Below are 15,035 nucleotides of genomic sequence, written 5' to 3'. Positions count from 1 at the left end.
TAGTCATTTTAGTTATTAGTTATTAGTTATTAGTTATTAGTTATTAGTGTTTAGCAGTGCTCAGTATTAGGGTTGAAATACTGAAGTTTATTTTTTCCCCAAACCTTGATAGATTTAATTAATTTTATGTCACTGCTTAATTTACCTATTATTGAAAACTATTGGGGTATAAAACTTTGTCTTGTAAATAGAACATTAAAAACATAGGATGTTTCATAATACTTGCCCATAGGTAACCTAACTAACTGGTTACTGCTGTTTGAGGTGAGCAAATAAGTTTCATAGCCCAAAGAATTCATAAATTCCCGGAGTTCAGTTTCATTAGTTCCCATTTGCTGTAAACCAAATCTATTAATCTCACAAATAATGTATGGAACATCATATTTGCGAATTGTATTTACAGCTCCTTTAACCACATCAAGTTCTCCTCCTTCAGTATCAATTTTTATGATTTTTAAATTAGTAATATTTCCAGCTTGGCTGAGAATATTATCTAGTGTAGATAGTTGAGTATTTTGCATTGTTTGATTATTCAAACTTTTTTTATTGAATGGATGTTTACCTACATCCCACAAAGCATGACCCCCATCATTATCTTGATTAACAAATATTTGTGTTTGCTTAGTTTCCGAACCCACAGCCAGATTAAATAGTTTGATATTATTCAGATGATTAAGAGTGATATTTTCTAAAGTTTTTTGATGATTTGATAATTCTGGCTCAAAAGCAAATACTTTCCCTTTACTTCCCACTATTTTGGCAGCCAAAACCGAATAATACCCAATATGAGCACCAATATCAATAAAACAATCATTGACTTCGAGAAATCTGGAAATTAATTGAAAAATTTCCGACTCATAAACTTGCCCCTTTTCAAAATAGTTAAGCATCATTTTTTGAGTAAATTCATTAGAGTCTAGAGAAAGGTTAATTTCTTGATTATCAGAGTTAGATACCCATTTAAAATTGATAATTTTGACAGAATTTTTTGAAGTTATAGTAGAACGAATTTTCTTCTGAATCATTCCCCAATAAATATCAGGACCAGCAGGCACATTAAATTGAATATCTAATACTTGTAAAATCTCAAATCCACTTCTTTTAATTAAATCTAGCCACATACTTTTACCCAATACACTATAGTAATTTTTATTCGTTTGATGTCGGCAACTGGTATCGGGAGCAGGTACTTCTATATATAAATAACCTTCATTTTTAATAACTCTATAAATTTCCTGTAAAGTAAAATATGGGAAAATGCTATGTTCTAAACAATGTCGGCACCAAACAAAATCAAAATAGTCATCTGCAAAATCTAGAAATGATTGATCCATTTGATAAACTTCATAACCTTTTTGTTGGCAAATAGCTACATCTTCGTTATTTAAAGTAATTCCAATTGGTGCAAAGCCATGTTTTTTAAATATCTCCAAAGCCACACCTTGACCGCAACCAATATCTAAGATTTTTGCCGCAGGAGGTAAAGATATTTGTTTCAAACATACATCAAACATTTGTTGAGTTATTTGGCTATGAAGTAGGGTTGAAGGTTCGGGATAGGTGTCATTTTTGATTTTTTCGAGAAACTGTTCCAGTTTTTGAATTTGTAATTTATCAAGTTTCATAGTTTATATTTTTAAGCAGTTAAATTATGTTAATAGTAAATTTTTAACTTGTAAATATTTTATCATTAAATAATTTTTTTTTTACTGAATAATTATCTTTAATAATTAAACAACAGTTCTTATTTGAAAACTTAATTTCCTTTTTCTACTTGTCGGTCACAGCAAATTGAGTTCAGTCTCTTCCTCTTTTTGGTGGCGATGTCTTGATAGTAACGGATACTTAAAAATTAACTTTGAACCCACCACAAAATAATGTTGCAATAGGTTTTTGCTCAAACAAAGCTTCAAGAACATTATCTGAGGATATTTGAACAAGGTATTAAAAAAAACGCAGTTTTGCTGAACTAAAAGATGAGTCTTTGCAGAATTTGCAGAAAACGGAAATTCCATCCTTGACTTCCTATTTCTCTAAAACTGTAATTCACCCCGTAAATATGCAACGCCAAAAATACTTATACTCTAGAGTTTTGCAAGTCTGTGATCGTAACCAGATGAGTAGGTTTTGTTGGATCACATATATTTGAAGCCTTGATCGAGGAAGGTATAAACGTTGTAGTTTTTGATTTGTTCAACAATGAAACTTATTCCAGTGATGAAAAGTTATTTAATGCTCAACTACTACTATTAACAATTAAATGTTTTTAGTACCTGCATCTTCCCCGCTCCCGAGTGTTCCTTACCAAAGTAGAATCTACTATAATATTGGTAGGTGACGACAGATAGTTAAGATTTTGATTCCATATCATAACTATTGTCGCCAATTCAAGTCAGCGATAACCGACACCCACTCCAAACCTGCATTTAATATTCCTTTGAAAAACAGTCTCTAAGGCTAGTTTTTTAGATAGTTATCAGCTCCTGTTTATAACACCGATCGCCTAACCTCATTTTAATTAGTAATTAATTTAAATATTGCACAATAATTTTCAGCTTTGATATAACATACCTGAGTAGCGATCGCCTAACTTCACAATTATTCAAAGTCAACTAACTCCTCACACAGATCTTGCAACTGCTGATGCTCTAATTTTCTAGAAGAACGCCGATATTTTTTACTAGCTAACTTAGGTTCTAACTTTTGTTTACCACCCGAACTTATTTTTGCTTTTAAATTAGACTCAACACAAGGTTTTTGTTGTAATGCCTCCTGCCGTGCGATCGCCTCTTCTAAAAACATCAAATAATACTCATACCTATTCCACTCACCCCTTACTACACAATTAGGTTCATCCCGATGTAAACAGTCACTAAACTGACAACTCCCATCTGCCAAATACTTTCGAGCTTCTGGAAATAAATGCGCCAACTCTATAGCTTCGCATTCTAACTGTGGTTGATTAAAACCTGGTGTATCCGCCAATAAACCCCCATTAGGCAGTTCAAATAACTCAACATGACGAGTAGTGTGTCGTCCCCGCGACAATTTTCCAGACACAGCACTCACCCGTAAATTCACATCAGGAATCAAATAATTAATTAAACTCGACTTCCCCACACCAGAAGGACCAGAAACCACAGTAATTTTATTCCTCAGTTTTTCCCACAGAGAATTTGAGCCATCCTTAACTACTCCCAAACCCACATCTGTTTTCAGACTAATAAAAAATGGTTCATAACCCCACTCAGAAATTTGAGAGCGCCATTCTTCCATTTTTGTTGCAGATACAAGATCGCATTTACTCAAGCACAAACATATCTCTAAACCTGTTGACTCCGCCTTAAGTAAAAACCTTGTTAAAGCAACAGGATCTAAATTAGGCTCTGCCAAAGCAAAGACCAACATTACCTGGTTTACATTAGCTATAGGAGGGCGATCAAGCTCTGTTTCTCTTGGTAAAACCTCTGCTATAGCACCTCGTCCACCCACCCAGTCTGGGTCCTCTATTATTACGCGATCGCCCACCATGACTTTTTGGCCAATTTTCTTCAAACGCGATCTACGGGTACATAGAAGAAACTGAGGTAAATTTTCTCTAGCATTTTTTACTGAGTTATAACTTCTCTCAATCTTAACTTGGTAAAAATTTGCCTGAACTGCTACTACTGTCCCTAACCAGTTCTTCTCAAATACATCACCTATTTCTGAATTCCAATTCATGCAACCATTTCTGGGCGACGCACCTTGAGGACAAAATATTCACACTTTTCTTTTATTTCTTCTATTTTATAACCTTCCACAATCAAACTATCAGGTACTTGCTCTATTGGCTCCCCTGAGTCTAACCACACCTCTAAAATTTCTCCAGGCATCATCTTTTCCAGATACAGTTTTGTCCTCACAAAATTAATTGGACATGGAGTACCTCGCAGATCTATTTGAGCATCTGACTTTTGTCCATCTTGGATTTGGGCTTGAGAATCCATAGTTAAATATTTTCTGCTCTATAAAACTGAGACAAAGTCTCATATCAAGTTGATTATTGTCGTTTGGGTATGTACAGCTAAAATTCAAGTTGTCAAAGGTATTTAGGAACACTCATCAAGCACAATCATTAGTTGTGTAATTTCTTTACCATAATTTAATTTCAACAACAAGCATATTTAGTATACTTAGGTAATATTTAAGATCATGTTTTAGCGTTGCTGATTTTCAGTTATGAATAGATACCAATCAATATATAAATCTAATTCAACATCCAGAAAATTATAAAATAATTCAGCAACGCCTCTGTTTTTTTACCCTGCTGATAATATTTTTGTGATAGATAATTAGGAAATTTTTTAATTTCAATCACTTTTGTTGAAACCAACTTCCCAGAAACCCTTCTATACCTCCTTTTCCAGTACGTTCACCTTTAATCTTTGCCAATTTTTCCAATAACTCTTTTTCTTCTGGAGTAATTTTTGTGGGAATATCAATTTCGATAGTAATCAGATGAGCCCCACGACTTACTGAATTACCTAGTCTAGGTACTCCCTTATCTTCCAAAGTTAAAATTGCATTAGGCTGAGTTCCTGATGGAATTGTTAATTCCGTCTTACCATCAACTGTATTTATTTCCAAACAACAACCCAGAATTGCTTGTAAATAGCTAATTTTTATTTGGGAGATAATATTAATTCCATCTCTTTGAAACTCTGGGTGATTTTTTACGGATAGAAAAACATACAAGTCTCCTGGTGGGCCACCCATCCGACCTGCATCTCCTTCATTAGATACTCGTAACCTAGTACCATTGTCTACCCCCCCTGGGATAGTAATTTTTATTTTTTTTGTAGCCTCTTTCTGTCCACGGCCTCCACAATCAACACATTTTTCTTCTATTATCTGTCCACTACCGTTACATGAGGGACAAACTGAAACTTGAGTGAAACTACTAAAAGGAGTTCTTGTCGCTCGGCGAACTTGACCCGTACCCCCACAAGTAGAGCAAGTTTGAGGTTTTGTACCTGGTTTAGCCCCTGAACCATTACAGGTTCCACAAGTTTCCAGGTGTTTAATTGTTAGTTCTTTATCACCACCAAATATAGCTTCGATAAACTCCAGATTCAAGTCTAAACGTAAGTCATCTCCTCTTACTGGACCTGTTCGCCTACGTCCTTGAGTTCCCGCTCCTCCAAACCCACTGAAAAAGCTTTCAAATATATCAGCGAAGCTATCTGAAAAGTCTGTTGAAAAACCTGATGCTGCTCCTCCTGATACCCCAGCTTCTCCAAAGCGATCAAAACGGGCCTTCATTTCTGGATCTGAAAGAATTTCGTAAGCTCGATTTATCTCTTTAAAGCGCTCTTCTGATCCTGGTTCTTTATTCACATCTGGGTGGTACTTACGAGCCAAGCGACGGTAGGCACGCTTTAGTTCCTCTTTATCTGCACTACGAGAAACACCTAGAATTTCGTAATAATCGCGGGCCATAGAGCTATTTGCCTAGAATTAATAATGTTAATATGTATACTTTGTGATTTTATGTATTTATTAGGCGATCATTTTTTTGGTCTTAATTTCCCAGTATATTTATTCTCGCCTTTATCTAGTCTAGCACAAACTTATGATAAATCTACAGATTTATTATTAATAATCAATAAATTAAGGTCTCAAGCCTTCTGTTTCAATGGTTACAAGTCAAGAAAATTCCAGATTTCAATTGCTTGTGTAGAATCCTGAGTCTCAAAAGATGTTTATTTTCAACAAGAAATAATAGGCATTGGGTCTGAACCTAGATTGTACAAAATGCTAATTTGAGCAGCTTGACTTTAATTTGTGAGGAGTTCAAAGTGTTATAGGTCCCACTTCCTAACTGAATAGTGAGGTTAGGGATACATGGACTCCTCCTGAGAAATGAGACAAGCATTTACCAGATACATAGCTTTTATCTGGTCAAATATTGCATAATTCAGATACACTTAACTAATTTATCTCTATGCCACTCAACAGAGTAACTTGCTTGAGTTGCTACCATATCTATACAGTCTCTTTTAAATCCTCCCCGACTGATTGGTACCGAGTTTATAACGTTCCTAAGCCCAAGGGCTGGTGGGTGGTTCACATTTCATCAGCTGCTGTACTGTACCCCTCTGAAGTTGGATTACCCCTGCCTGGTGTATCCATTTTTTACTTCATACTAATTTTCCAAAAATAAATATTTATATTATAACATATATACTCTAAAAAAACAAATAAAAAATTACTAAACAAAAGACTGTAGGGATTGTGGGAGGTTTTTCACCCAATTTTTGCCATCCTTCTATCTTTAGGAGAACTCAAAAAGTGGATTTATTCGCTCTATGTGCTCTGTCTGCTCATCTTCCCAGGAAATGATTTAAATCTAAAATACCTTGCATTTTTAGAGTATTTATAAATTTTGTCCTGTACTAAGAATTTCTATTTCTATAGAAACGGATTTTGGCTAAGTTCATTCTCAGTAGCTTTTATTGTTTCTTGATCCCTGCTTGAATTTACATCATTTATATTTGAGTTAGTATCAACAAAAATCTCACTTTCTACTTCTTTAGAAGAAGTTTTTGACTCTGTAATTTCTGCTTTTACAACAGATATTTCCTTTGGACTTTCTGGCTTTGTAATTTCTGAATTTTGAAGCACCTGAGAATTTTTATCTTCTTCTGGTAATTTTAGCTTTTCACTTCCCCCTTGTTGATATAAAGTTTCACCTAAAGCAAATAGCTGTTCCCTAAATACTTCAATCTGCTGACTTAGTTGGTCATAATTAACTTCAGTTTCATAATTAATCAATACTTGTTTTAACTCCTCATAACTATTACCAATTTCTGTAACCAGCTGTTGATCAATAAAACTACCATGTTCTTTAATAGTTGCTTCATAGTTATATAACAGAGTATGTGCCTGATTTTTCAATTCTGCTAATTGTTTTTGTTGATTATCCTGTTGTGCATAAGTTTCTGCTTCTTTTTGCATTCGTTGAATTTCAGATTCACTCAGACCACCTGTGTTACTAATTTCAATACTTTGTTTTCTACCTGTTCCTTGTTCTAGAGCGTTAACTTTCAGAATTCCATTAGCATCCATATAAAAATTAACTTCTATTTGTGGTACACCTCTTGGAGCAGGAGGAATTCCTTTGAGTAAAAATTTACCCAGACTTTTATTATCTTTAACCATTGGTCGCTCACCCTGGAGGACATGAATTTCTACACATATTTGCCCATCCACAGCAGTAGAATACATTTGGGAGCGACTGGTAGGAATTGTAGTATTTTTCTCAATTACCTTAGTATATATTCCTCCTAAAGTTTCTAAACCCAAGGACAGAGGAATAACATCTAATAACAAAAGATCTTTAACTTCACCTCCTAAAATACCACCTTGAATAGCTGCCCCTAAAGCTACAGCTTCATCAGGATTCACCGAACTATCATGAACTTTACCATGAAAAAACTTACCTATTGCTGCTTGAACTGCTGGTATTCTAGTAGACCCTCCCACAAGAATAATTTTGTCTATATCTTCTGGCTTCATCCCAGCATCCTTGAGAGCCTGCTTTACCGGTTCAATCGTTCTTTCAATCAAAGGCTGAACCAATTTTTCAAATTGAGGGCGAGTTAGCTGAGCTTCTAAATGTTTTGGCCCTTTTTCGTCAGCGATAATAAATGGTAAATTAATATTTGTACTCTCGGTAGAGGATAGTTCTATTTTGGCCTTTTCTGCTGCTTCTCGCACTCTTTGTATTGCCATTTTATCTGGAGATAAATCTTTCCCTTCCTGACTTCTGAATTGATCTACTAACCAATTAACTATACAATTATCAAAATCATCTCCTCCTAAATGATTGTTACCCGAAGTAGCCTTAACTTCAAAGATTCCATCTCCCAATTGTAAGATAGAAACATCAAAAGTCCCTCCACCAAGGTCAAAGACTAAGATACTATGATCTTTCTCCTGCTTATCCATACCGTAGGATAATGAAGCTGCAGTTGGTTCATTGATAATTCTTAGCACTTCTAGACCAGCAATAGTTCCTGCATCTTTAGTTGCTTGTCTCTGTGCATCTGTAAAATAGGCTGGTACTGTAATTACAGCTTGAGTAACAGAATCGCCTAGATATTTTTCAGCATCCTGCTTCATTTTTTGCAGAATCATAGCTGAAATTTCTTGAGGAGTATAGTTTTTTCCCCTCGCCTGGACATTTACAGTATCATCTTTACCCTGAATACTTATATAAGGAACTCGAGAGCGTTCTTCTTCGGTATCATCCCACCTTCTCCCGATAAATCTTTTAATGCTATAGACTGTATTTACTGAATTGGTTACTAATTGTCGCTTTGCAGGTTGGCCAATTAAACGTTCATTTCCTTTGCTAAATCCTACAATACTGGGTGTCGTACGTCCACCTTCTGAGTTGGAAATGACAACAGCTTTTCCCCCTTCTAAGACGGCCACACAACTATTAGTTGTTCCTAAATCAATGCCAATGACTTTTCCCATAGTGCTTCGGCGTTCTTAATAGTCAAAATTTTTTTTTATTGGAATGAAGCTTTAAAGCCTCTAGTTTCGTTTATGCTCAGACTAGAAAAATAAAAAGAGATAGCTTTTTTCTGGTTTGGTAGTTGATAAGTGTGGACTTCATCAAGGGTAAACATAGATATATATCTGGCAAGACCATAAAGACAGGTAAAACAGTTAACATCCTCCCTGGGTTTAAGCCCTGGGATTCCTACCGAGCCGAATATCAAAGGTTGTTTGAGGTTCGGCAAAACCCATGCTGAATATTTTATAGACGGCTTTCCCTATTTTAGTATCCTCACAGGAGAGGATTGGGGTTGGTTGAGGTGGTTACCCTTGCGGTGTGCGTCCGTTTTGAATCTCGGGCTAGCTGCCCGCGACTAAATTAATTTTTTTACATAGCATATGTATTTATAAAAAACAACTCAAAAAATTATTGCTTAACTTATGGATAAGGCTTTTAACCAATTAATTTTTTTTGTAAATTGGTAAAGATGCCTGCCCGAAAAAAGTTTAATCATTAATATTTGTAATAAAAATTCTAGGGATCTGATGTAATTATATTTATTTTTTTTTACATATTAATCTCCTATATTTTTTTTCAAATATGCAAAAAAAATCAGCTAATTTAGCAACTCATAATAGAATTTTTTCAAGTTATTGCTAATCTTAATTAGCCTCAAAAACTATGTTTTGTTATTTTAAGTTGCACTCAGAAAAAATATTAGTTAATTTCCGAAAATTGAAAATTTTCTATTAGCATATGTGTTTCTCTTGTAGCTGATTTTGGATAGATATGAATACAACTTAAAGCAGAATAATTCAATAAAAAATCACTAACCAGTATCAACTTTCTGGATCTGTTTGATTTTCGGTCTCAGCATCTGTATCTGGTGCTGTTGCTACTTTAACCATAGCGTGTCGGAGTACACGCTCACCTAGAATATAACCTCGTACCAATTCTTCTATTACGGTTCCTTCTGGATGTTCTGCGGTTGCCTCTCGCATTACTGCCTCATGTAGATTAGGATCAAATTCTTGACCTTCAGGGCGCATAACAGAAACTCCTAAGCGTTTCAAAGAGTCTACCATTTGCTTATAGACGCTCTGATAGCTTTTATGGATAGCCATTTCTCCATCATTTGCAGGTTTAATATGGGAGCGAGCACGCTCAAAGTTGTCAATTACTGGTAATAGTTCCATGATTGTAGAACACTTGACTTGTGTATCCAAGTCTTCCTTTTCTTTTTGTGTCCGTTTACGGAAGTTGTCAAAGTCTGCGCCTAGCCTTTTGTATTGACTCTCTTTTTCTTCTAGTTGATACTTGGTAGTTTCTAACTGAGTTTGTAATAATTCATAAGCCTCTTTCAATAAGACCTGATCTTTTTCTTTTGAGGTTGATTCAGTGCTCTGAATATCTGTATCTATAGAGGCATTATCTGCAGAAAGTTCTGTATCACTTTCAACCTTTTGAGATGACTCGAATTCTACATTAGTTTCAAAAGTTTGAACCTCTGGAGTCTTCTCATTTATTTCTTGATTTTTTGTTTCTGTAGAGGAGTTCTCTCCTGCCATTTAATTCTCTCCTGATACTTAGGGCTATTAGTATTTATATTGTGGTGTATTGTTTATTTTATAGTTGTTTTTACTATGATTAATCGTATCATAATCAACAACAAATAGACAAACACTAAGCTTTAACAATATTGAATAAATTTTAGTTTACATGAGTAAGGATTATTTTGATAGCTTTTTATTGTAATTTAAGTGGTAATACAGTTATTTTCTGCCATACATCAAGTAAGTCAGTCAATATTATATAAATTACTTCTTTAGCCAAATATCTGTAAATCCATGTCTTCAATTTAGGTTCAATGGGTTCAAATTGCCAAATTTATTTTCTCTATTTCTATAGTGAAAATTTGACTAACTAGAATTTTTTAATTGATTGAATTAATAAGTAATCATTTTACTATTTTGTTCAAAAAATATGGTCATACTATGTTTAGTAGTGCTTTGAAAAACTCTCTTGGTTTGTACATAAACTTTAACTAGAGTATCAAAATTCAAGAATAAATAAAAAGAATTTATATATCATAATCTTATAAGATATAATTATCATTAACTCTATAACTTTATATTGTTTACCAATACTGCAGTCTAAAGTGACAGCTTAATAATTAAATTATATCAAACTATTATACCATAAAGCAAAAGATTTTTCTAGTCTAGATTTTGATTAGTGATAGCTAACTTTGCCTACTGGATCGACACAGCTAGCTAAAATAGTACATTAGCTTTTTTTACATAATTATTGTGATGGCAAGGGTTGACCATTTTTTTCTAATAAACATAAGAATGGTGTATCAGTCCACTACTATCCAAACACAGGAAAGATATCTCTGTAATTGCTAAGATTATTACAATATAGTAACTGTTGGCCTTAAGTTGATATAAGGATTTACAATATAAACTATCCCTTTGTAGGGAAAAAACTAGAGTGAAATACTAGGGTGCATACAATAATCAAACTAGAAAACAAGCAGCAAATATTGAATCAGTAAATTCGGTTAACAGCTTATTAAGCAAGTATAAATTTTATCAAAAACTTAGGGAATATTTAGATTAAGGAAAAAAATTTATTCATCATGGCCCAAAGCTCTTCACGCAATCCACGCACCGCTATAGTTGCCCTCGGTAATCTGTCCCCTTTTGGGAATAAACTGGTTCAGGCAGGCTTAGTTAACATTGAACAATTCCAACATTGCCAAATTGAAAGCCGTAAGACAGGCAAATCACTGACAGATTTGGTCGAAGATGCAATAGGACATCCCTTACCGCCAGATTTAATTAGGCATTATAAAAAGCAGCAGCTATTTGAATTGATGATTCTACATGGTGTAGCTACTTTTGACCCAGAAATTACTCCAATACCACTAGAGCAGTTATGTTATTTAATCGACAAGATAATTCCTATTGAAACTTGTCGTCGGAATCAGATTATACCACTCTTTAGTCGCGAAACTGATTTAGCAAATCAGTTCGTCCAAATAGGAAAGATAAGTCAAGAAAAAAGTTTAAAGGCACTGAGGCAAAGCAGTGATTCTGAAAGTAGTTTAGTTGATGAATTAGAAAAGTTTGCAGGAGATTCATTACCATCAAGTTTAATGAAAGATTATGAAAATCAGCAACCATTTGTAATGATGGGAATGGTTAATCCTCATAATCTTCAAGCTTTGGATGAGTTAAAAAATATCTTGAGGTATCGTGGATTAACTTTACAACGCTTGGTTATTACTAAACAAGATTATGAAAGTCTGATTAACTATTACTTAGAGGAACAAAGCAAGAAGAATATTGTTAAGGCAAAAGAGGCAGAACAAAAAGAGCTAGAGTTAGAGTCTAATTTCTTTGAAAGTGATAATCAGTTAGAGGAAGCTGATGATGAAAAAGAAGTAGAAGATATTGCTGAAAGTATCTCTGCTGCTGAGGATGCTCCTGTTATTAAAGCAGTAAATATTATTTTAGTAAAAGCACTGACTGAGGGTGTATCCGATATTCATGTCGAGCCACAAGAAGAGTTTATCAGAATCAGGATGCGCAAAGATGGGGTATTACAGGAATATTTCCGATTTCCGAAAAAGGTGATTCCGGCTATTACTTCACGATTTAAAATTATTGCAAGTTTAGATATTGCAGAACGAAGGCAAGCACAAGATGGTCGTATCCGCAAAGTTTTTAAGGGGCGTACAATTGACTTCCGGGTCAATAGTTTGCCTAGTCGCTATGGTGAAAAAATAGTCTTGCGGATTTTGGATAGCTCTAGTACCCAACTGGGGTTAGATAAGTTAATCACAGATAAAGCCACTTTGGCAATGGTGAGGGAAACTGCTAGTCGTCCATTTGGATTAATTCTGGTGACTGGGCCAACTGGTTCTGGTAAGTCTACTTCTCTATATTCGATTTTGGCAGAACGAAATGACCCAAGTATTAATATTAGTACGGCAGAAGACCCAATAGAATATGCTTTGCCGGGAATTACTCAATGTCAGGTAATTAGGGAAAAGGATTTAACTTTTGCGAATATTCTACGGGCATTTCTGCGACAGGACCCGGATGTTTTACTAGTAGGGGAAACACGAGATAAGGAAACGGCAAAAACGGCAATTGAAGCTGCGTTAACAGGGCACTTGGTTTTGACAACTCTACATACTAATGATGCTGCCGGAGCGATCGCTCGTCTTGATGAAATGGGAGTGGAATCTTTTATGGTTTCAGCGTCTTTGTTGGGTGTAGTAGCACAACGCCTGATGCGTCGGGTTTGCAGTAAATGTCGAATAGAATATCACCCTGAACCTGATGAGTTTCGTCGTTATGGTTTGGTTCCTTCTCAAGAAAAAGATTTTACATACTATAAAGCAAATACTATACCAATTGACCAACGAGAAGATTTAAAACAAAGGGGAGAGTTATGTCCCAAATGTAATGGTATTGGTTATAAAGGTCGTGTAGGTGTTTATGAGTTTATGAAAATTACTGAGCGATTACAAACTTTAATTACTCAAAGGGTACCGACGGAACAAATTAAGGAAGCTGCAGTAGAAGAGGGGATGAAGCCTCTGTTACAATATAGTCTGAATTTGGTACGAGAAGGTTATACAACTTTTGAGGAGGTGGAACGGGTAACATTTACTGATTCTGGTCTGGAGGCGGAAATGAAACGCTTGGCTAAACAAAATCTAATATGTAAGTGTTGTAACGCTGAGTTACAAGCAGAATGGTTAGAATGTCCTTACTGTATGACTCCTCGCTTTGATTAGGAGTAGAAAGTAAAGGGTTGGAGGTTGGGCAAAAGGGGGTGGAAAAGGTTTGTTATCAATAAATACTTAAGACGAACAGTTAAAAATTATTTTCCCAGGACTAATAAGACTAGCTTGACAAAGGTCTGCGAAAAATAGCCAGGACTTACACGGGGGAATTCTGAAACCAGGTTTTTAAAGTAGATATGTATTGTTAAAAAGAATGATTTATCCAAGAAGTTGGGTTTCTTTGTCTAAGTACTAATAGTTTAACTATTTCCACAAGTAAATAGTCAGAATAATTTGGTATAACTGATAAGTCAAAATAATTAGTAACTAATAACTAATAAAAGGGAGATTAAATTATATGTCTTTGATGATTGAGGATGTTTTAGAATCTTTAGTTGAACAAGGTGGTTCTGATGTTCATATTCAAGCAAGAGCACCAATTTTTTTCCGTATTAACGGTCAGTTGACTGCTCAAACTCAGTTTGGGGAAAATATGGAACCAATGGTAGTACAAGCTCTGATTTTCCAAATGCTCAATAATATGCAACGGAAACATTTAGAACAAAACTGGGAGCTTGATAGCGCTTATGGTGTTAAGGGTTTGGCTCGTTTCCGTCTAAATGTGTATCGGGAGCGGGGTAGTTGGGCTGCTTGTATGCGTGCTTTGGCTTCTAAAATTCCTAATGCAGATAAATTAGGGATTCCCATGATTTTACGGGAAATGACGGAGCGACCCAGGGGATTGTTTTTGGTGACGGGGCAAACAGGTTCTGGGAAGACAACTACGATGGCAGCTTTAATAGATTTGATTAACCGTACTCGTACTGAACATATTTTGACTGTGGAAGACCCCATAGAATATGTGTTTCCCAATCAAAAAAGTTTGTTTCATCAACGACAAAAAGGTGAAGATACGAAAAGTTTTGCTAATGCTCTGAAGGGAGCGTTACGTCAAGACCCTGATATTATTCTGGTTGGGGAAATGCGGGATTTGGAAACTATTGGTTTGGCTTGTAGTGCGGCAGAAACAGGTCACTTGGTTTTTGGGACTCTCCACACTAACTCAGCTGCGGGTACGGTAGACCGGATGTTGGATGTTTTCCCGCCGGAACAACAACCACAAATGAGGTCGCAGTTGGCTAACTCTATTGTTTGTATTTGTAGTCAAAACTTAGTTAAGAAAACAGGTGGGGGTCGTTGTGCGGCTCATGAGATTATGTTGAATACTCCGGCGATCGCTAACTTAATTCGGGAGTCGAAAAATTCTCAGCTTTATTCTCAAATTCAAATGGGCGCTAAGTTAGGAATGCAAACTATGGAAATGTCTTTGGCTAAACTTTATGAAAAAGGGAATGTGACTTGGGCAAATGCTATGGCTAAGGCAGTTAAGCCTGATGAATTAGAGGCTTTGATTGGCCCTGAGCCCAGGGAAACTAAGGCTAAAACTAAGGCTAAAGCTAGAGCTCATTAATATTGCAGAAAGAAGAATGAAGGAAAAGGGGGGAAGGAAGATTTTATAAGACTAAGGGCAAGCCAGAAGTTGCGAAGGCTGGGTTTGAGAATTCACAAATGTCTGCGCCCTATCTTCCTAGTGCTATAGTTTTGTTGCACAAGAGATATATTGGTCTGATTTCCTATCTACTTTGTTTTTGTTCTCATAAGAATAAACTTGTTAATTTTACA

Annotated in this window: 8 protein-coding genes; 2 read left to right on the top strand and 6 right to left on the bottom strand. The window is 35.4% G+C overall.

What is annotated here, in order from left to right:
- Positions 1-158: 158 nt before the first annotated feature.
- The 6 genes from TERY_RS34840 to grpE all read right to left on the bottom strand — a co-directional run bounded on the left by TERY_RS34840 (position 159) and on the right by grpE (position 10,119).
- A complete protein-coding gene (locus tag TERY_RS34840) occupies positions 159-1,625 on the bottom strand; it encodes an FkbM family methyltransferase (RefSeq protein WP_011611389.1) in 1,467 nt (488 codons plus the stop codon).
- Positions 1,626-2,598: 973 nt separating this feature from the next.
- Positions 2,599-3,723 (bottom strand): small ribosomal subunit biogenesis GTPase RsgA, encoded by a 1,125-nt coding sequence (gene rsgA, locus TERY_RS08200; RefSeq protein WP_011611388.1) that lies wholly within the window; start codon positions 3,721-3,723, stop codon positions 2,599-2,601.
- Positions 3,720-3,989, bottom strand: a complete 270-nt coding sequence (locus TERY_RS08195) for a sulfurtransferase TusA family protein (RefSeq protein ID WP_011611387.1) — start codon at positions 3,987-3,989, stop codon at positions 3,720-3,722. Before TERY_RS08195 ends, rsgA begins: the two co-directional genes overlap by 4 nt.
- Before the next feature lie 367 nt (positions 3,990-4,356).
- On the bottom strand, positions 4,357-5,481 hold the full coding sequence (dnaJ, locus tag TERY_RS08190) for a molecular chaperone DnaJ (protein ID WP_011611386.1): 1,125 nt from the start codon (positions 5,479-5,481) through the stop codon (positions 4,357-4,359).
- Between the two features lie 972 nt (positions 5,482-6,453).
- Complete coding sequence (gene dnaK, locus TERY_RS08185; protein ID WP_011611385.1) at positions 6,454-8,526, bottom strand: molecular chaperone DnaK; 2,073 nt, start codon at positions 8,524-8,526, stop codon at positions 6,454-6,456.
- 864 nt (positions 8,527-9,390) lie between these two features.
- The gene (grpE, locus tag TERY_RS08180; protein WP_011611384.1) at positions 9,391-10,119 is read right to left on the bottom strand and encodes a nucleotide exchange factor GrpE; all 729 of its coding nucleotides are present in this window, start codon (positions 10,117-10,119) and stop codon (positions 9,391-9,393) included.
- A gap of 1,073 nt (positions 10,120-11,192) precedes the next feature.
- On the opposite strand from grpE, the gene TERY_RS08175 reads away from it, so the two are divergent.
- On the top strand, positions 11,193-13,364 hold the full coding sequence (locus tag TERY_RS08175; RefSeq protein WP_011611383.1) for an ATPase, T2SS/T4P/T4SS family: 2,172 nt from the start codon (positions 11,193-11,195) through the stop codon (positions 13,362-13,364).
- Between the two features lie 346 nt (positions 13,365-13,710).
- The gene (locus TERY_RS08170) at positions 13,711-14,823 is read left to right on the top strand and encodes a PilT/PilU family type 4a pilus ATPase (RefSeq protein ID WP_011611382.1); all 1,113 of its coding nucleotides are present in this window, start codon (positions 13,711-13,713) and stop codon (positions 14,821-14,823) included.
- Positions 14,824-15,035: the final 212 nt, after the last annotated feature.

It is taken from the genome of Trichodesmium erythraeum IMS101 (assembly GCF_000014265.1).
In the GTDB taxonomy this organism is placed as follows: Bacteria; Cyanobacteriota; Cyanobacteriia; order Cyanobacteriales; family Microcoleaceae; genus Trichodesmium; species Trichodesmium erythraeum.
The sequence above is the reverse complement of the archived record's forward strand: the minus strand, read 5'-3'. Positions and strand labels throughout refer to the sequence as shown.